This is a genomic window from Sphingobacterium sp. UBA7625 (assembly GCF_002484085.1).
Taxonomy (GTDB): domain Bacteria; phylum Bacteroidota; class Bacteroidia; order Sphingobacteriales; family Sphingobacteriaceae; genus Sphingobacterium; species Sphingobacterium athyrii.
Genome location: NZ_DLJD01000055.1, coordinates 46,832 through 66,609 on the forward strand (window position 1 = coordinate 46,832; position 19,778 = coordinate 66,609).

Consider the following 19,778-nt stretch of genomic DNA (forward strand, 5'->3'; position numbering starts at 1 on the left):
GTCATCAAAAAAAGGAATAGGATTAACACTTAAACAAAGATACGTTTACCAATGTTAAATCCCAACATTTAGATAATCAACTAAATGCTGGGGTGTTTGCACTAAAACAATCCTACAGCACAGTTCCAATTTATAGTAGCATTCGTAACCCGTTTTATTTAATATCCGGACAAATAAATTTATTTGTCAATCCTGTTTATAAGGCAAATTGCTGTTCATGAGCCTATTTCAGAATCACTGTTCACCAATGTGCGTTGTAATTTCATATATATCGCTTTGAGTAGAGGGTTCAAGTTCTGTTAAATATGATGTAGCCAAAAATTCGACTATTTCCATATTAATAGCCTAAAATAACTAAATACTAGAAGATTAAACTTCCTAGGGTAGTTCTTGGGGGGTGAGTTTTTTCACCCCCCAAAAAAAACTTTTCAATTTTGTAGTACTTTTGTGATACTTCTCAGAATTTTCACAGAGCCAACTGTCATGTTATTTAATAAGGCAGCTTAACTATTTTAATCAGTATTGTTATAAAAATTATGAAAAAGAATCCTGCTAACCGCTATTCTAAAGAGAATAAGGAACTGATCGTTCTTTCTATCGTAAAGGGAGAACTATTCCTCGAAGAAGCCATGGAAAAATATAACATTCCCGACAGACGAACTATTATAGCCTGGTTACGAAAGCACGTAAGAAACAAATCCAAAAATGTGAACTAGCAGTATTCAGCTATTTAGTTTATCGCTGGAGGGGAGAGCTGTAATAACAAGAAGTCATTTGTTTTATACTGAGGTTTTAAATTTTTTCGTTTTTTAGATCTGTACGATATTGTCCGGGCGTTTTCCCGACAAACTTTTTAAAGAACTTGGAGAAATTGGAGGGGTCGTAAGTCAGCAAGCGTGCAATCTCAGCTATGGGTCTGGTGGAAGATGAAAGTAATTCCTTTGCCGTTTCTATAATTTTTAGATCATAAAAATGACAAGGATGGTTTCCTGTTTCTTTTTGTAGTGTATCGGTTAAATGGGTATGGGAAAGGAAAAGTGCGGATGCGATCTCGTTAATTTCCATAAACTCTATGACTCTACCCGACACAACATCATCAATATGTTGGTTCAAAAACTCAAAATACCGCTCTGTAATTTCTGTACCCCTTTTGACTAGTTCATGTTGACTTTCTTTCATCTGATTTTTGGAAAAAGGACTGTATAATGATCTAAAGGAAAACCAGGCTCAAGGCCCCTTATTATGGCACCAATTTACAAAAAACATAACTACTATTGATATTTTAATACAATAAAATAGCTAAAGTATTGCCCATAAAGTACAAGGTCAACCATTCGGCTCTTGTCTTTTATATCTTTATAGATATTGAACGGCATTGCACTTTATTCTTTATTCGAATGTATATAGGCGATAAAAAGGCTATCAAATAGCTGAAAATATCTTTGAAATAAATACTAATATTTAAGAATATCTATCTATAACTATGTTAAACAGATTTTTAAGTAACGATCTTCAATTTTTATCATTATTTATTTGTGCACTACTTATCGTTTCTTGTAGTCGCGGTCAAGAAGAAAACTCCAAAATTGATGACCTGTTACAGCAGGCAGACAACTTGCTGGACAGCGATGGTCTCAAATCCTTGGAATATGCCAAAACTGCCAGTTTAATTGCTGAAAAGACAAATGATTCAAAAAGGAAGGCTGAAACTTATTATTATATCGCCCATAGCCTAAACATATTGGAAGAATATGAAAAATCATTTCCATTCATTGAAAAAGGGCTAAAAGAAGATGCTACAAGGGGTAATAATCTATTAAAAGCCCGCTTCCTGTCCCTAAAAGGCTATCATTACTCACGACTTCATCTCTATAAACAGCAGGCGAAACAGCATCAGGAAGTGATAGATCTAACAATGTCAAGAAAAGATCCGGAATCCGTAATGATCGCAGCGCTCAGTCTTGCTTCTCTAGGGCTTTCGTACACAATAATCAACGACTATCTCCCTGCCCACCAGTACCTTGATAGAGCACTGAAACATGCAAAAACGATTCCAGACACGGTTTATCATAGCCTTAAAAAGATCTACAAAGTAAAAGCAAATCTATTCTATTACAAGGCGATGACCTACATTGAACAGTTAAAACCCAAGGAAGCTCTTCCTTTTATTCAGCTGGCCCATCAACAGGCAATAGTAGACGATAGGCCGCTCGCCCTCTTTCTTGAATTATATGCAGATTACTATATGCAGATGGGGAAAACAGAAAAAGCCATTGAATTTTATTTACTCGCTATCGCTGACAAGCAGAAAAGGATATGGAACAAGTCTACCTCTGCAGACTTGTACCTAAAAATATCGAAGAGTTACAATAAAATCAATCGGTACGAAGAGGGAGAAAAATACCTTAGGTTATCTGCTTCTGAAAGATTGATTGACGAGAATAACAATAGAAAAAGGGTGCAGGCTATATTAGACAATATCGAAAAAGAAGAAAGAACAATAAAAAATAGAGATAATCAATTAAAGATAGTTCTCTGTATAGCTCTGTTGGTCACTTTAATGCTTTTTCTATGGAAATATAGGGAGTACAAGCAAAAAAAGAAAAAGCTCTTATCCGCACAGAAAATCGAGATAGCACAAAAGAAACAGCTTATAGAGACCCTGGAACTTAAGGTGAATGAATCATTTTCGGAGATTATTGAATTAGCAAAGAAAAATTCACCCACATTTTGGGCACGCTTTCAAGAGGTCCATCCGAAATTCTTAAAAAGAATGCTGTGCATCGATGCAAATTTCAAATCCTCTGAATTAATCCTATGTGCTTATATCTATCTGGGGTTTTCAACAAAAGAAATTGCAGATTATACTTTCAAAGCAACCAAAACAATTGAAAATAATCGTTATAACCTGCGAAAAAAGCTGGGACTTGCGCCAGAGGAAGACCTTATCCTTTGGCTCCGCAACCGTGTAGACGACAATCCTCCAACGGAAGGTTAAGAAATCCCCCTAAAAAATCAACTCCAGATCTGTTCAGAATTATTTATCATCATAAAATATTAAAATATTTTCGATAATAAATAATAAACAGCAGGCTCCCCAAGCGCGACCCAACACCTTGAATTAAAATTAAAGCGCTCAAAAACAGAAACTTATCAAAACAAGAGTAGTCCTTGGGGGGGCTGATTTTTCATTTCTATCTCATAAAATATTCATGTTTGTATCGGATTTCCAAGGACTTGCCCTGCTCCCGGAAAAGCTCGGCCATGTATTTGAATCCAACGACTAATCATTAACAATGATTTAAAACTTAAATAATTCAAAATGAAAACAGAAAAGAGAACTTATGAAGCACCTACTATCAGCGTGCTTACAATCGAACTGGAGCAAGGGATTGCTGCTGGTTCTGGAGGAACAGGTACCCCTAACCCTGGTGTAGGCGATTGGGGCGATGGTTCGGATGGTAGTGGTAATGGAGATTTATAAAATTAAGCTATTAAAAAACTACAAAATTAAGATTTTTATGAGAGTATTATATAAAAAGCAATTAAATTGGACCATTGCTTCCATTGCATTCTTGCTAGTAGGAAGTGGTACCTTTTCAAGTTGTTCGAAAGACAAGGAACAAGTCGAAGAAACAGCTAAAGTCGAGGGGACAAAATTAATGTTGAACGTGTCGGGTATTGATGAGAGTCAATCTATATCGACAAAGGGTTCGCAAGCAAAAGTGGCTGCGTCAAACTCAGGGAATACCAAAGTATTGGAATTTCCAGAATTTGATGCTGTCCTACAGACAGATAATAACATACCATTTAAGGCAGCACAATCTTTAACTAAAGCAGCTTCAACTAGCGGTAGCTCAACAAGAGCTGCTGCTATAGAAAATGGGGTAAAATACCGTCTATACTTGTTTTCACAAGATGGAACTCAATTGATTTCTTCGGAGCAGTTTATTGCCGGAACTCAGGGAACTATTGATGTGACGCAAGGAACAACGTATAAATGGGTGGCACTTTCGTACAATACAACCGATGATGTCCCTGAGATTACTCCTACCAATACTAAAATCAGCCTTCCCGGCGGAAAAGATATCTTATATACATCGGGTGAGGTATCGGTTCCAACTGGTGGTACAAGTGTAAATGTGCCAATCAATATCATGTTTAACCACAAATTTGCACGACTTGGTATAGAATTAAATACACAAGGGATGTTTGCAAATATGACCGGAGCAAAGGTCGCAGTAGCCGGAATCAAAACAGCATCGATTGATATCGCCAGCGGCACCTTAAGTGATCTTGTCGCCGCCGACCACGAAATCCCATTTGTCGACTTTAAGGACATTAATGCTCTCTATCAAGATGCTAAAATCGCCTATACGTACACAGCGGATCCAGCGGCAGTAACAGGCGGGATCAAAGTGAATGTCTCCAATCTAGCTTTAAAGATTGATGACAACTCCACCCGTCAATTTTCAGCGACTCCTGTCAACTTTTCATTCAACATCACTCCAGTATTAGGAAACAGTCACCGTTTGCTGGTCAACTTGATAGAATCTCCATTGACAGTGGAAGGGACCAGATGGGCGAGACAAAACATTTATTACCAAGCCGGACACAACCCTTATCGTTTTCACCATACGTATGCGCACTCCAATGCCAGAAATACATACTTCTCTTTTAAAGGCCTTGTTCCGGATCAATTTGGCGTAAATAGTGATCCTTGTGCTCAGGTGTATCCTACTGGCGTATGGCGCCAGGCGAGTGAAAGCGATTTCAGAAAGCTCACTGGACTATTAGGAATTGGCGGTAAGCAAACGACTTACGGGTCAGTCAATAACCGTGGTTATTTTGAGTATGATGCAAGTGGTACGGCCGCTCCTTATCCAAGCAACAAGCTTCATTTTAACTTTAACGGTGGCAGTGACTCATTCGCTTTTGTCAATGGTATATTACAGATCAACCTGGCCAATTATGGTAACCGTGCCGAATTATGGACAGGTACATCGGGAGTAAACCTTGGCGGCTTATTTGGCTTCGGTGCATGGTATTATCATGCCGATAGAGGTGCTTTCAATATTCACAATGACGACCTTACAGCTAGCTTACTCAATGTGTCAGTAATTGGCGTGGATTTAGTAGAAACTCAGCTGAAAAACGTCCGTTGTGTAAGAAATTAATTTGCGCGTTCTTTTTAATGGTTAATAAAGTTATCTAGCGGGGAGGCGTTCCTTACAGATAACGGTAAAAAGCGACCTATTTAATAGGTTGCTTTTTATTATCTATTGACTTTTAAATGCCCTTAGTGACGTCTTCCTAAAGATTTTCACTTATCAATACAAACCAGTGTTTGACAATATTATAAAATCAATTAAGACTGCTAATCCCACTAATTGGCTCTGCTAATACAAAAACCTATCTGATCTGGGCACAACATATGAGCGCGACAGCCAGTTAAATTGGCCAATCAGCAAAATGCTCACCTCAGATCGCCTTCCAGTTATCAACCAGCGCCTTAATAACTGTACAGAAAAACTAATAATCATTCAAATGCTATGGAAATTATTCATAATGTTTATTTATCAGATTTAGAAAAGAAGGATATTCAACAACATGAAAACACCATACTTATCGGAGCGCTTTGTGGCGGGTCAAAGATAGCTTTTGAAAAGCTGTACAACCGCTTTTGGGATAGATTGTATCTCGCTGCGTACAATATAATTCGGGACAAACAAGTGTGTGAAGATATCGTCCAGGAGATATTCTGCCAACTTTGGATGCGACGGTCGTCCCTAGCGATCCAAAATTTAGAAGCATATTTATTTACAGCTGTACGTTTTCAGGTTTTCCGCTGCATTAACGATAAAAAGTGCAGAAACAGTTTTGTCATGGAACTAAGTACCCTACCGGCCGATTTTTTCAATTCACAAAGAGATAATAAAGAAATCGAAGAGGCGCTAAAAAGTGGCATCGAGAGACTACCTGAAAAATGTGGTGAAATATTTCACTTAAGCCGACAGGAACATCTGAGTAACAAAGAAATAGCACTGCGGCTCAACATTTCTATAAAAACCGTTGAAAACCAAATAACGATCGCCATCAAAAAAATGAGAAAATACCTATCTCCCTGGACATTGCCAATGCTATTGTTGGCAACGCTCGGTTTTTTCAGATAATTCACTACAAACAAAAAAAGCATCAGCTCTTAGGGGTTGGTGCTTTTTTTTTGCACATACAATATAATACAGATATGAAAAAGAGCAAGACCATACAGAGCATCATTAAAAAATACCTTAAAAACAAAACGAGCAAGCAAGAAGATGAACAACTCTTTTCATTTTACGAGCATATCGAACCCCAGACAGAAGATTGGGATGAATCCCTACATGGTAATAAAAAAATACGAGCGTATATGTTATGGAAAAAGATCGATACAAGAACTGCCGAAGATCAAAAAACACATAAACCATTTCTGTTTCTTCTCAGACCATTGATGGCTACGGTCGCTGTGGCTGTTGTTATTTTGGGGGTCTGCTCATTGGTATTCTATCAAACCAGAACAAACGAAAAAGAACCGCAGAATTTGGTTATTAGACCGGGATCAGACAAGGCTAAACTTCGGCTTGCCGATGGTCGGACCATATATCTTGATAGCACCACCTCAGAAAATATAGCGCATGCGACCGCGGGGGCAGTTCAAATATCAGAAATGGGAGTATTGGACTATAGCAACTTGAAAGGGCCAAAGCAAGGGCTGGGAACCAATACGATCACCGTTCCCAGGGGCGGACAATTTCGTCTGTTGCTTTCTGACGGAACTAAGATATCGCTCAACGCATCTTCTTCGCTAACCTTTCCGACAAACTTTTCTGGTAGCGAAAGATGGGTCAAACTTGAGGGAGAAGCATACTTTGAAGTGGCTAAAAAAGTAATTAAAGGTACAAAAACAGAAAGAGTTCCCTTTATCGTTGAAACGGACAGACAGCAATTGGTCGTACTAGGAACAACCTTTAATATTAAAGCATACCCAGATGAAAAAAACGTAAAAACAACACTGATAGAGGGTAGTGTACAAGTATCTTCGAGCGAACAGGCTTCTCCAAAAATATTAAAGCCGGGACAACAGAGCGTACTCAATGGTAAAAATTTAAGTATTCAACAGATCGATGTCTCGCAAGCTATTGCCTGGAAACAGGGTGATTTCACATTTGATGAAACGCCTTTGGAAGAAATTATGCGGCAGATATCACGCTGGTATGATGTGGAGGTTAGCTACGAAGACAATATTGGCAAAATAAAGTTTGGAGGGTCGATCTCCCGCTCAAAAGATATCAAGGAGGTATTGGAAGTACTCAAGTTAACCGGAATTCACTTCAACCTAAAAGGAAGGAGGATTATGGTTACACGCTAGACAAAAAACAACCTATGAATCATCCACATTGTAAATTGGAATTGCCCTATTGCTTTATACAAACTGGATGTAGCCAAATTAATTTCAATTGATTTAACCCTAAATATAAAAAGATGTTAAAAAATTCCAAGGGAGACTGTTCTCCCCATCCCAATGTCGAAGACTTTTATGAGCTAATAAGCGAGACATATGGGTCTATCTTAAAAAAAGGCTTTATAAAGTTATGCCTAACCAGTATCCTGTTAACAATTGCCTTCTTACAGTCTTCATTGGCCGTAAATGGTCAACAAGTAACCCTTAATAAGAAAAATGCCACACTACTGACTATATTCAGCACTATCAAACAGCAGACTGGCTATGATTTTGTCTACAAAAACGATGTATTGGAGAAAAGTAAACCAGTAGACCTAACTGTAAGTAATGTAACACTGATAAAAGCTCTTGACCTGTGTTTTGCTGATCAGCCCATTACTTATACAATAAAGAATAAAACCATCATCGTCCAAATGAAAGAAAGTATTGTTCCAGCCTATAAAATACAGGAACTTATAATCTCAGGAACTGTCCGTGATTCTTCAAAAGTATTGGCTGGGGTCAGTATCGTGTTAAAAGGGAATACTGGAATTGGAACAACGACCGATGCAAATGGAAAATTTCAACTGAAAATACCCAACGATGGTATTCTTGTCTTTCGTTATATAGGCTATAAACCTCAGGAGATAGCAACCAGTGGAAAACATGCGATCAATGTCACCATGCAATCGGACGAGGCGAATCTTCAGGAAGTGGTTATCGTCGGATTTGGCCAGCAGCGCAAAGAAAATCTAACTGGGGCAGTCTCGACTGTTCGTGCTTCACAGCTGACCGACCGCCCTGTTACAAGCGTGGGCAATGCACTGCAAGGAACAATGGCTGGAGTCACTGTTACCGCCGCAAATTCTGGTCAACCGGGACGTGATGCAGCCACAATTCGAGTGCGTGGTATTGGAACACTGAACAATGCTGGCGCAATGGTCGTAGTCGATGGAATGATCTCTACCATGAACAATGTTAACCCTGATGATATCGAAAGTATATCTGTATTGAAAGATGCAGCCTCTGCTGCTATCTATGGTTCCCGTGCAGCCAACGGAGTAATCTTAATCACGACGAAAAAAGGTAAAGAGGGAAAAACTATCCTTACATATAACACCTATGTCGGCAAACAAAGTGCAACTGGCATTTTTGACTACCTGCCATCTTGGCAAGCCGCAGGACTCTACAATCAAGCGCTCCGCAATGAAGGAAAACAACCTCGTTATACGGAAGAAGAAATTGAAAAATTCAAAAATGGATCTGACCCCTATAATTATCCCAATACGGACTGGCTGGATCTTGCGTATAAGGGAAATGGGGTACAACAAAATCATTACCTGGGCATAAACGGTGGAAACGACAAATCTCGATATATGCTTTCGCTGGGCTATTTTGATCAAAATGGTCTTATAAAAAAAACAAATGCAAGGCGCTATACTTCACGTTTTAATCTAGAATCGAAAGTCAACGACCAGTTGAAAGTACATAGTAATTTTGCTTATACTTACTCGCCACTACAGGAACCGCAATCAAGCATGCCAGGGGTATCGGGATTCACTCAGGTGGTACGTCAAATCAACCGAATTGTCCCAATGATTCCATATAAATATGAAAATGGCCACTATGGAAGCATTGCGGATGGAAATCCGCTTGCCTGGCTCGAATCCCCCTCTTTCAACCGTGAAAATTATTATGATTTTGTAGGAAATGTCGGCGCCGATTGGGAAATCATAAAAGGACTCCATTTTAAACCTACGCTGGGCTTTGTATCTTCTATAGCACAAAATAAGTTCTTTATAGCTGACATTCAGTATTACGATGCAGCAGGAGACAAGCTCCGATATCAGGGACCAAACAAACTCACTGATAAAAATACGACCTTCCGTCGAACCACCATACAGGGGCTGTTGGACTACACCAGGAGCTTTGGCAACCATAATTTCAAGCTACTTGGCGGTTATTTTCAGGAGCTTACCCAATATACTGAAAATAGTGCTTATAGGCAGGGATTTCTCAATAATGAGCTGAGTGAAATAAACCTGGGATCAACAGATGGGCAGGTAGCTACCGGCTACGGTTATGAAATGGGACTACGATCATACTTCGGCCGGTTGAACTATGATTATGATGGAAAATACCTCTTTGAGGCCAACCTCCGTTACGATGCGACTTCCCGCTTTGCTCCCGACAATCGATGGGGTGCCTTCCCTTCATTCTCCGCTGGTTGGAACCTGAGTAAAGAAGAATTTTTTAAACCTTTAAAAGAAATCATACCAGCGCTCAAGGTCCGCGGATCCTGGGGTAAACTGGGCAATCAGGAGGTACTGAGCTACTACCCTTATATTACCACAATCAGTGCTGAGCAGAATTATACTTTTGGGGGGACCTCCTCTACCATCGCAGCGGGTGTGGCACCTACCAAAGGAGCCAACAAAGATATACAATGGGAAAGTACCACTACCTACGGAGCCGGGATCGATGCATCGTTTCTACAGAACAAATTAGACCTGACCATCGATTGGTTTAACCGAAAAACCAATGATATGTTACTTGACGTGCCGGTGAGCGCCGTCTACGGGCTTACCCCCCCCATCCAGAATGCAGGAGCTGTAGAAAACAAGGGCTGGGAATTTGTGCTTTCCTATAAAGATCGGAAAGACGATTTTTCATACAACGGATCGTTTAATATTTCCTTTATTGACAACAAGGTTACCGATCTCCATGGGACAGGCAGACAGCTAGCAAATACGACCTTCCGGGATGTAGGCTACCCCATCAATTCGCTTTATGGCTTTATAGCCGAGGGGATTTTCCAGTCACAAGAAGAGGTCAAAAACCATGCTGTACAAAGCGACCGTACCGCCCCCGGAGACCTGAAATACAAGGATCTGGATGGCAACAATGTGATCGACAGCGATGATAAGCAGTATCTGGGCAACTTCTATCCGAAAACCACTTTTGGGCTAACCTTGGGCGGATCGTATAAAAATTTCGACCTGACCCTTTTCTTCCAGGGAGCTGCCAGCGTAAAAACTTATCTGGAAGGAAAACTAGGCGGAGTAAGTGATGGTGCAGGAAAACCTACTTCAGCGTTATTAGACTCCTGGACGCCTGATAATCCCAGAGCTTCGCTTCCACGAATTTTATATTCTCAGACACAGAACAGTGGCATAGACAGCCCGTCTTCCTTCTGGGTGAAAGATGGATCCTACATACGGTTAAAGAATCTCCAGGTGGGATATAATTTTACGAACCTGGCAAAAAAACTGGGTGTTAGCCGGGCACGCATCTATTATAGCGGCCAGAACATACTGACCTTCAGCGGACTTTACGACTGGATCGACCCGGAGGCATCCTATAGCAGTGGCATATATTACTATCCGCAGGTGAAACTCCACACCATAGGTTTGAACGTAACTTTTTAATATCCAAAGCGTAATCAACATGAAAAAACACACATATCTCTTATTTTTTGTCCTTGTCGGTTTGCTTCCGGCATGCCAGAAGGACCTTCTAGACAAAAACCCCAAAGATGCCTACAGCAACTCTTCCCTATGGTCTTCCGAAGCGGATGCCCAGGCAGCCCTGAACGGTGTATACAGCAGTTGGGATGATAATTACCAGATCCTCTATATGGATGCCATTTCGGACAACGCATACAGCCAGTATTACTGGGAAGGCTATACCAGCTTGGGAAACGGCAGTGCCAGTCCTTCCGACCCCTACGGAACCGACCGATGGAGCCCGGCCTATTCGGCTGTCCTGAAATGCAACTGGTTTCTGGAAAATGTAGACCAGACCCCGATGGATGAGGCAAAGAAAACACAGATGAAAGCAGAAGCCCGTTTCCTCCGTGCGTATCAATATTACACCTTGACGCAGCTTTATGGCGACGTCCCTTTGACTACCAAAATGCTCAGCCAGGAAGAGGCCAATACCATTAACAGAACCCTCGTTACCGAGGTACAGCAGTTTGTGCTGGATGAACTCGGGGCTATAGCACCGGAACTGCCGGTAAGCTATTCGGGCAGTGAGGTGGGAAAGATCACCCGGGGTGCTGCGCTGTCCCTAAAAGCCCGTCTGGAGTTATATACTGCACGGTACGCTGACTGCATTACGACAAGCGAGCAGATTATGGCGTTGGGATATTCACTCTTTTCTTCCTACGCTGATCTTTTCCGTATAAAGAATGAAAACAATCGTGAAGTTATTCTGGACATTCAATACCGGGCAAATGACCATCCCAATTCAAACCTGGGCGTCATGCCCTCTTCAACCCTCGGTGGATGGGGCTCGCTATGCCCCACTCAGGCTTTAGTAGATTCTTATGAAATGAGTAATGGAAAGACCATTGCTGAACTCAATTCAGGCTATGATGAAAAGGAACCCTATAAAAATCGGGATCCCCGTTTAAGTGCGTCGATTGTCTTTCCGGGACAGCTTTATGAGGGGAAATATTATAACCCGATAGAGAGCAATTCGGGCGATTACTACAATGGTGGAAATAATTCCAAAACTGGATACCTATACAAAAAATTCACTTCCGATTTATCTGACTATGATGATATATGGAATACAGGCCTGAACATGATTGTCATCCGTTATGCAGAAGTGCTGCTGACCTATGCCGAGGCTAAAATCGAAACCGGAGCCATAGACAACAGTGTATATGATGCAATTGATGCGGTCAGGCAACGGGCCGGAATGCCTAAAGTGGACCGGTCTGTCTATGCCGGTCAAACAGCCATGCGCGAACTGGTAAGAAGAGAACGAAGAGTAGAATTTGCTTTGGAAGGTTTGCGATGGTTTGACATTAAACGCTGGAAAATAGGACCGCTGGTACGCGAAGGAAAAGTATATGGTACTCGTCTGGGAAAAGTCGATCCAAAAACAGGAGCTTTGACCCTTTCAGGTGATCATGTTGAGGCAGAGTCCAGAACATTTGATGCCGGGAGGGATTATCTTTGGCCTATTCCCAGAAAGGAAACGGATGTAAACAACAACCTCGGGCAAAACCCGGGTTATCCTAATTAGTGCATCGTAGCCATCAGCTGGAGAAATTTAGCACGGATGGCTACTTTTTTTCACAAAGAAACAGACTATTTTCACAAATTATTTGTCACTAACAAAGTTATTTTCTGACTGTTTTAACAAGAACTAAAGAGAGTGTCCCCATTTTTTTACATGAAAAAAATAAATTACATCTTGCTCACCTTATCATTATGGGCTATATGCTCGTTGTCGTTTGCAAAGAATAAACAATCTGCAAGAACAGTCCTTGATATGAACGCCAATTGGGCGTTTTATCGGGGAGATATAGATCAGGCAATGGAGACAAATTATGATGATAGCAAATGGCAAGCAGTCAGCATACCACATGTTATGCGATTGGAGCCAAAACACAGCGGCGGTAGTGTATTCCAGGGTACAGGATGGTATCGCCGTTATTTTCACCTTTCCGGCAAGCTACAAAATAAAAGAGTCATCCTTCAATTTGAGGGAGTTCAAACGAATTGTACAGTCTTTCTTAATGGAGAAAAAATAACTCAACATGCTGGCGGATACATAGGTTTTGTGGTTGATATAACGCCGTATATCCAATATGATAAAGATAACGTACTTGCGATCCGCGTTAACAATATGGATGATGGCCTGACGCCCCCCGGCAAGCCCATGCAAAAGCTTGATTTTAATTATTATGGCGGAATCTACCGTGATGTGAAGATGATTATTACCAATAAAACTTACATTTCGGATCCAATGGAAACAGAGATGATAGCCGGAGGTGGAGTTTTAGTGAGCTTTCCAATGGTTACGAAAGAAAAGGCTACAATTCATTGCCAAACCCATGTAGTAAACAGCAAAACTCATTCTATTTCCAAGTTACGTTTGGAGACAATACTATTGGATAATACCGGAAAAATCGTTGCAGGAGCAAATAGTAAGGCAAACATGCGCCCCGGAGATTCAACTTTTGCCCACAACCTCGAGGTTTTTAATCCGCAGTTATGGTCTCCCGACGATCCGTTCCGATATCGATTAGTATCACGGGTTTATGACAAAGATATCTTGATTGACGAGGTAACCACTTGGATAGGAATAAGGAGATTCGGCTTTCGTTCACCTGCGGGTAAAGCCGACGGTTTTTATCTAAATGGCAAAAAACTGTATCTCCGAGGAGCCAACCGGCATCAGGCGTTTCCTTATGTAGGAGATGCTGCTAGCAATTCTATGCAATATCGGGATGCTATGTTACTGAAGAAAGGAGGATTTAATGCGGTAAGAGCAGCGCACTATCCGCCATCACCGGCATTTCTGGATGCTTGTGATTCTCTCGGACTTTTGGTCATCGAATGCCAGCCAGGTTGGCAATATTTCAATGACGATAAACTATTTATCGAACGTACATATCGTGATATACGCAAAATGATCAGAAGAGACCGCAATCATCCCTCTATTTTTTTATGGGAGACATCGCTCAACGAGTCTCCAACTCCGGCATCCTGGATGAAAAAAGCGGTAAAAATTGCTCATGATGAGTTACCCGGTGACCAGCTATTTACAGCAGATGATCTAAATAGTAGAAGTCAGCCCTTCTATGATGTGTTTTATAAAGTAATCGATCCTGACGGAACTGACCCATTGCCCAGCAGCCCTTCATTGACGAGGGAATGGGGTGATGCATGGTTTGCGGACCCCGGTAAAGAGAATGGATTACGTGCGTCGAGGCGCTATGGAGATAAAGGATTAATTAATCAATCTATATTGCGGCAGAATGCACTCAATGGGGAAAAAGAGGAGTCGCTCGGAGGCTATTGGGATCACGCAGGTCTAGATGCCAATCCACGTATAGGTGGATATTTTCTTTGGAGTTTCAACGATTATACACGCGGTTATGATCCTGTCACGGCATTTAGCGGAGTTGTTGATTTAGACCGATACCCAAAATTTGGCTACTATCAAATGAAAGCGATGCAGGATGCCAGGAATCCAACTTATGGCCCCATTGTTCATATAGCAACGCACAACACAAGGAAGGATCTTGATACTAATATCATCGTTTTCTCAAATTGTGACACGGTCAGGCTATTTAGAAATAACAAACTTGTGGGGAAAAAAACTAGGGAAAACAATTCGGTAACTGCACCATTTATTTATAAAAAAGGAGGCAGCCCGTATTTTCGTTTTGAATTAAAAGATTATGAGGCGGGAGAACTAAAAGCGGAGGGAATATTGGATGGAGGTATTGTTTGTACCCATCAGGTCTCGACTGCTGCATCACCACATCACCTAAAAATTGAATTCGCGGATCAGGGCATCACCCCTTTGGCTGGAGGATCAGATATGATTCCAGTTTATATTAAAGTTTGTGATGAAAAAGGAAATCTGGTAAGCTCGCCAGACCAAGCGGATGCAATTCCAGTTAAGCTTGTGGTCTCAGGAAAAGGTCGTCTGATAGGTGGAAATAATCATCATACGGGAGTTTCTCCACAATTTACCGAAGGTGGCATTGCATATGCACTTATACGTACAATGGCTGAGGCAGGTCAAATTATTATCGAAGCAAGTAGTGATGGATTACAATCCGCAACTGCCAAAATAGAAAGTATTCCCTCTAATCAGGATCAGGTTCCTGACGGGAAACGATATATCTGGATGAGTGGACATGATAATTTTCATGCTGAAAATATAGATACCATAAAATTACCGCACAAAAGGGAAACGTTAAATCTTTCTGCAGCCTCCGTTGAGATAGATGGAATTCCAGTGGATTCACTAAAGGTCATCATCGATAGAAACCTCACTAGTTCCTGGCGAGCGGATAAGTTAAAACTCCCGATTGCAATTTCTATAGATCTGGGAGATAGCTATGATCTGGATACCTACCGTATTTATTGGGGAAAGGATAGTGATTGGTATCTTTATTCGTTGGAATCATCTACTGATGGGGTTAAATGGTCACCAATAGGCAGTCACCTATCCTCTTCGGGGCAAGATTACAGTTCCAAGAGCATAAAGCAGCTAAGGGTTCGCTACATACGCTTTTTAATCGAAGGAATTAAACCTGAAAACAGCATTGTGGCCGTGAGAGAAATTGAGTTCTCTGGCAAAAGATCTGATATGCCTTAGTAACTATAGCATCAACGTTGATGGTCAGAATCAGCGTTGATGCTATAAAAATTTAATCACCGGATCAGTAAAGACCCAATTCAGCAATTGCTGCGAACTGTTCTCCATCACGGGCATCAACAGCTTTTACTTTAAGAAACCTCAATGAAACTGGTATCATAAAATCTAAATATTGTGGACCATTGAAATTGGGAACCTCATAATTTCCAGCCTGGTTAAAGCTTACCCCATCGATACTGTAAGAAACTTCAATATTTTTAACAGCACGTGACAATCCATTGCGATGTGTATAGCTTAATCCATGAGCAGTTTTGGTGGATCCTAAATCTATTACTAATTCATGTGGAAAAGCTGTTTCGTTGGCCGACCATCTAGAATGCCAATAGCTCGAAGAATTGCCATCGATAACATTTGTCGCCGCTCCATCTTCTTCAGCTGTTTCTTCAGAACTGAAAGTATGTACTTGCCAACCTTGCTTGCTTAGCTCTGAACGGGTACTGAAATTCATTATTGGTATATTGTTACCGAACTTATAGTTATAAGTGAAAGTAGAAATGATCCCGTTCTCATGGACAAATCTTAGCCTTAGATCGTACAATGAGTCTCCTTTGTATTGTAAATCTGAAATTTTCATTTCAACATAAAAACTATCAATGCCAATGGTTTTTGATTCCCATGTTATCGCATTGTAATCTCCACCTCCTTCGGGATCATTGTAATATGCAATACTATTGATCTTATTTGATGCATGAAACTTACCCGAAACAACTATGGCTTCTTTTGTTGCGTCATATTTGGCGTGAATACGATCAATTTCCGCATTCGCAGCATCGTAATAAGTTTTGCTATCCTTATTGAAGATCTGGTTTGCATTCAAAATTGCAGCATCTGCAGCTGTTAAAAGGGTCCCTTCTTTTCCCAAACTATAATTGCCATATCCCATCAGGGCGGTTCCTAGTGTTGATTTATCAGAAACTTTTTCTGAATTGTGCGGGAGGTTTAACCCGTGGCCTAGTTCATGAGCTAAACCACCAAACCACCCTGTAAATTGGTTATTGGCCAAACCGATATTGGCAATATTAAAATCTTCATAATCTAGTGCATAACACCACTTCCCTGTTCCGTAAAACGGTCCGCCTGTGGCTGTACCATCTTGCCTAAATTCATATCTAGGAATAATAATAAGGGTGTGATCGCTCGTCTTATCTGAGGGGTGAGCTTCAAACCATGCATTGACCTCCTCTGCTACTGCTCCACTTCCTCCCTCGTATGGATAGGCACTTTTGGGTTTCGTACCCCTAATTGTTATGATCTTGACCAGACTATCACTATTAACGAACATCCCAAAAGTTTTATTTGTATATCCATTTCTGGTCATCTCACTTTTATAAAATTGCCTGACCCATAACATGATATCGCTTATCCGACGTTGGTAGTCGGGCAACGTATCTAAATCATTGGGAACAAAATAAACAATATTTAAGTTTCTAGTTCTATCACTACTAAAACCGTCGGGGGTATGTACTGTGTTTGGATCTACAGGGTGTAAATCTTTTTTGCATGCACTAAAAAAGGATACTGCAATTAATATAAATGGGATTATTTTTTTCATCATTTTAAATTTAATTTGGTCTATTTTCATGGATTAGACACTTTAGTGAGCCAACAATTGTTTTATTTAAATGGTCAAAAATTTAGAGGCAAATTTTATAGCACTCAAAACTTCGAATTCCCATGATCGGTCAGTATAATTGTAATTTGAAAACAATTCTCTTATTTCTTGATCTGATCAAAATATCTCTAGCTTTTTGAGTCCGATTGTATTTAATCTTTTTTATGGGTCAGACATATCCCTCCTTTCATTAAGGTTAAGCCTATTGTAATACTTCAGCATTGACAACAGAATTTTTAAAGTTTTTTATTAAGCTTAACTGGTCTATAAACAATCATATAGTGTATGTGTAAAAAAGAGTTAGTTCCCCCCAATCGTTGCCAAAATTTTATTATAAACTGTTAAAGGTAGCTTGAGCTTATGCACGCATTCGGAAATATTAATCAATAATTCCCCCTTATAAGCCGCGATTCTATTATGGCAATATTCAGCCAATTCCCTTTAAATTTCATTATTTTTGAGCATGTGGACACCGATATCAATTGACAAAATCGAACTTCTTATTTTACAGGCAGAACTGAAAATGGATTATAAAGCTTTAAACCTTTGGAATCTCATCAAAGTCACTCCTCATAAGTGGCAAGAAAAATTATTTGGAAATGAAGGTGGGGTTTTTTGGGTGGTTGCTTTATTTGGAAATCAAATAATTTATTATAATGACATCGAAGATGGCTTTAATATATCAACGTTTGAAATCTATGGCGTTATTGAGCAATACATTTGTAACCAATCTGAATTGAACGCCCCCATTAATTATTTAGTTTCACAGCTAAATCAAATCCCTGACAAAATTATTTAGGATAAGATAACGTGCTAAATAAACATATGATTCACTGATGGTAAGCCTTGGCTTGACTCGACTCACCACTAGCTATTGGCTACTCTATTTATAAGCGTTGATTGAACTCGATCCTTTCCAGCTATTCCCTCCACGTATCAAAGTCACTAGGTCAGTCTTGGTAAAGTTTTCAAACGTCATTGTCAGCAATTTCTTCAATGCTCCCCTATGCTAAAGCTACCAATGAATTGTCTCTCTCCAATCAGGAAAGCTCCTTCCGAACATTGTTTGGTGTACCAAATGAAGCAAAATCATCAACGAAGAAAATCTCTCCTCTTACTGATCTAAAAAAAATACATTTCACCTTATTTACAACACTTTACAAATCGCAAAGATGAACTTGTGAAGAAATACCCATCGCCCAATCATGCTTTTAATACCAAACAAAATAGGATTTTAGATGAATAGGTGATACCTTTGGTCAGACAAGAAAGACTCCACCATACGAAACTGATTCCGATGAAAACGAAGAACGCGAATACCTGTGACCACTCCTGCCTGATGTGCCGATACGTCTTACAAGAGTGGCTTGGACAAATCGACCTCCACCGAAAGAATATCAAACTGAAAAAAGGCGAACAGTTTATCAGTGAAGGAGAGCCGGTTCGTGGTATTTACTTTGTCCAATCAGGATTCATCAAAGTCCACCGCAACCTTGGTGACCGGGAGACCATCGTGCGTTTTGCCAAAAAGGGAGAAATGGTAGGCCATCGGGGGATCTCATCCGAACAAAGCATTTACCCTATTTCGGCCACAGCACTTGCCGCTACGCAGCTATGTTTTGTAGAGTTACCATTCTTCTTGTCCACCCTGCGCATCAATACTGAATTAAGCTATCGTTTGATGCTATTTTTTGCCGATGAGTTGCATCTTTCGGAGCAGAAGATGGCCAACCTGGTCCAGCTTTCCGTCAAAAACCGTTTAGCATGGAGCCTTTTATTACTTCATCGCGTTTTTGCTGAAGGAACAGAGGACGGGTACATCGGTCTTGAACTCAGCAAAAAGGATCTCGCATCCTATGTGGGCACCACCTATGAAACCGTCTACCGCATGCTTGCCGAACTTGCTGATTCGGATGCTATAACAGTCGACAAAAAGAAGATATTCATCAAAAACAAGGAACTATTAAACAAGTTGGCAACAGAAAAATATGGGGAGTAAAACAAACCAATACTGGCACGCTCCCTCCCCAACGTAAATATTTCCCTAAAAATACGTCATTTTAAAATTTATAGCCCAGCCCGACCCCAAGCTTCCATTTACCATCTGCGGTACTGGTCTTCGGGCTGTAGAAAGCAGGCAGCTGAACGGCGATATGCCTGAACACCGCAGTCAGGCCAACTCCCAATGTCGGAGTGACCCACGCATTCTTGGGCTTTCCTTCCTCCACTTGATCTTCCTTTATTTTCAGGCTCGGCAGCAATCCCAACAGGATATTCCCCTTGGGGGCGAAACTATATTTAATCGCTGGCCCCGTACAGTTGATATAGGCCCCCTGGTCGGTATAACCCGCCACCACGACACCTTCGAACAAACTCGCTTTCACTGTTTTTTGCTGCGCATAAGTTTGGTAAAAAACTACCGAAAACAACAGTTGAAGCAATACTATCTCTGCGCGCTTCTTCCAGATACACCTATTTTCAATTCCGTACATA

At 40.6% G+C, this 19,778-nt stretch carries 14 protein-coding genes; 11 read left to right on the forward strand and 3 right to left on the reverse strand.

Going from position 1 to position 19,778, the window contains the following annotated elements; all coding sequences use genetic code 11:
- Positions 1-536 precede the first annotated feature (536 nt).
- A complete protein-coding gene (locus B4G94_RS23085; RefSeq protein WP_165308702.1) occupies positions 537-716 on the forward strand; it encodes a hypothetical protein in 180 nt (59 codons plus the stop codon).
- A 76-nt stretch (positions 717-792) separates the two neighbouring features.
- On the opposite strand, the gene B4G94_RS23090 is transcribed toward B4G94_RS23085, so the two are convergent.
- The gene (locus B4G94_RS23090; protein WP_165308703.1) at positions 793-1,179 is read right to left on the reverse strand and encodes a helix-turn-helix domain-containing protein; all 387 of its coding nucleotides are present in this window, start codon (positions 1,177-1,179) and stop codon (positions 793-795) included.
- 304 nt (positions 1,180-1,483) lie between these two features.
- Here B4G94_RS23090 and B4G94_RS23095 point away from each other — a divergent pair, with 304 nt between their 5' ends.
- From B4G94_RS23095 to B4G94_RS23130, 8 genes are all read left to right on the forward strand, one after another.
- Positions 1,484-2,998, forward strand: a complete 1,515-nt coding sequence (locus B4G94_RS23095) for a hypothetical protein (RefSeq protein WP_286862281.1) — start codon at positions 1,484-1,486, stop codon at positions 2,996-2,998.
- Positions 2,999-3,322: 324 nt separating this feature from the next.
- Complete coding sequence (locus B4G94_RS23100) at positions 3,323-3,484, forward strand: hypothetical protein (RefSeq protein WP_286862282.1); 162 nt, start codon at positions 3,323-3,325, stop codon at positions 3,482-3,484.
- A 37-nt stretch (positions 3,485-3,521) separates the two neighbouring features.
- Positions 3,522-5,177 (forward strand): hypothetical protein, encoded by a 1,656-nt coding sequence (locus B4G94_RS23105; protein WP_286862284.1) that lies wholly within the window; start codon positions 3,522-3,524, stop codon positions 5,175-5,177.
- Between the two features lie 375 nt (positions 5,178-5,552).
- The gene (locus tag B4G94_RS23110; protein WP_286862285.1) at positions 5,553-6,173 is read left to right on the forward strand and encodes an RNA polymerase sigma-70 factor; all 621 of its coding nucleotides are present in this window, start codon (positions 5,553-5,555) and stop codon (positions 6,171-6,173) included.
- A gap of 74 nt (positions 6,174-6,247) precedes the next feature.
- Positions 6,248-7,408 carry a FecR family protein gene (locus B4G94_RS23115; protein ID WP_286862286.1) on the forward strand — a complete coding sequence of 387 codons (1,161 nt, stop codon included), beginning with the start codon at positions 6,248-6,250 and terminating at the stop codon, positions 7,406-7,408.
- A gap of 113 nt (positions 7,409-7,521) precedes the next feature.
- Positions 7,522-10,908 (forward strand): TonB-dependent receptor, encoded by a 3,387-nt coding sequence (locus tag B4G94_RS23120; RefSeq protein WP_286862287.1) that lies wholly within the window; start codon positions 7,522-7,524, stop codon positions 10,906-10,908.
- Positions 10,909-10,927: 19 nt separating this feature from the next.
- Entirely contained in the window at positions 10,928-12,517 is a 1,590-nt protein-coding gene (locus B4G94_RS23125; protein ID WP_286862288.1) for a RagB/SusD family nutrient uptake outer membrane protein, read from the forward strand.
- Between the two features lie 150 nt (positions 12,518-12,667).
- Entirely contained in the window at positions 12,668-15,613 is a 2,946-nt protein-coding gene (locus B4G94_RS23130; protein ID WP_286862289.1) for a glycoside hydrolase family 2 TIM barrel-domain containing protein, read from the forward strand.
- Positions 15,614-15,677: 64 nt separating this feature from the next.
- Here B4G94_RS23130 and B4G94_RS23135 read toward each other — a convergent pair whose 3' ends face one another.
- Positions 15,678-17,228, reverse strand: a complete 1,551-nt coding sequence (locus B4G94_RS23135) for a discoidin domain-containing protein (RefSeq protein ID WP_286862290.1) — start codon at positions 17,226-17,228, stop codon at positions 15,678-15,680.
- A gap of 520 nt (positions 17,229-17,748) precedes the next feature.
- Between B4G94_RS23135 and B4G94_RS23140 the strand changes: the two genes are divergently transcribed.
- Together B4G94_RS23140 and B4G94_RS23145 are read left to right on the forward strand one after the other, a co-directional pair.
- Entirely contained in the window at positions 17,749-18,084 is a 336-nt protein-coding gene (locus B4G94_RS23140; protein ID WP_286862291.1) for a hypothetical protein, read from the forward strand.
- Positions 18,085-18,582: 498 nt separating this feature from the next.
- Positions 18,583-19,284 carry a Crp/Fnr family transcriptional regulator gene (locus B4G94_RS23145; RefSeq protein WP_286862292.1) on the forward strand — a complete coding sequence of 234 codons (702 nt, stop codon included), beginning with the start codon at positions 18,583-18,585 and terminating at the stop codon, positions 19,282-19,284.
- A gap of 61 nt (positions 19,285-19,345) precedes the next feature.
- Here the strand turns inward: B4G94_RS23145 and B4G94_RS23150 are convergent, their stop codons facing one another.
- Positions 19,346-19,777: a hypothetical protein gene (locus B4G94_RS23150; protein WP_286862293.1), complete on the reverse strand. Its 432-nt coding sequence runs from the start codon at positions 19,775-19,777 to the stop codon at positions 19,346-19,348.
- Position 19,778: the final 1 nt, after the last annotated feature.

Coding starts and splice junctions, on each gene's coding strand:
- B4G94_RS23105 (WP_286862284.1), top strand. CDS start 3,522: ATGAGAGTATTATATAAAAAGCAATTAAATTGGACCATTGCTTCCATT.
- B4G94_RS23120 (WP_286862287.1), top strand. CDS start 7,522: ATGTTAAAAAATTCCAAGGGAGACTGTTCTCCCCATCCCAATGTCGAA.
- B4G94_RS23110 (WP_286862285.1), top strand. CDS start 5,553: ATGGAAATTATTCATAATGTTTATTTATCAGATTTAGAAAAGAAGGAT.
- B4G94_RS23125 (WP_286862288.1), top strand. CDS start 10,928: ATGAAAAAACACACATATCTCTTATTTTTTGTCCTTGTCGGTTTGCTT.
- B4G94_RS23130 (WP_286862289.1), top strand. CDS start 12,668: ATGAAAAAAATAAATTACATCTTGCTCACCTTATCATTATGGGCTATA.
- B4G94_RS23135 (WP_286862290.1), bottom strand. CDS start 17,228: ATGATGAAAAAAATAATCCCATTTATATTAATTGCAGTATCCTTTTTT.
- B4G94_RS23100 (WP_286862282.1), top strand. CDS start 3,323: ATGAAAACAGAAAAGAGAACTTATGAAGCACCTACTATCAGCGTGCTT.
- B4G94_RS23150 (WP_286862293.1), bottom strand. CDS start 19,777: ATGTACGGAATTGAAAATAGGTGTATCTGGAAGAAGCGCGCAGAGATA.
- B4G94_RS23145 (WP_286862292.1), top strand. CDS start 18,583: ATGAAAACGAAGAACGCGAATACCTGTGACCACTCCTGCCTGATGTGC.
- B4G94_RS23085 (WP_165308702.1), top strand. CDS start 537: ATGAAAAAGAATCCTGCTAACCGCTATTCTAAAGAGAATAAGGAACTG.
- B4G94_RS23115 (WP_286862286.1), top strand. CDS start 6,248: ATGAAAAAGAGCAAGACCATACAGAGCATCATTAAAAAATACCTTAAA.
- B4G94_RS23095 (WP_286862281.1), top strand. CDS start 1,484: ATGTTAAACAGATTTTTAAGTAACGATCTTCAATTTTTATCATTATTT.
- B4G94_RS23090 (WP_165308703.1), bottom strand. CDS start 1,179: ATGAAAGAAAGTCAACATGAACTAGTCAAAAGGGGTACAGAAATTACA.
- B4G94_RS23140 (WP_286862291.1), top strand. CDS start 17,749: ATGTGGACACCGATATCAATTGACAAAATCGAACTTCTTATTTTACAG.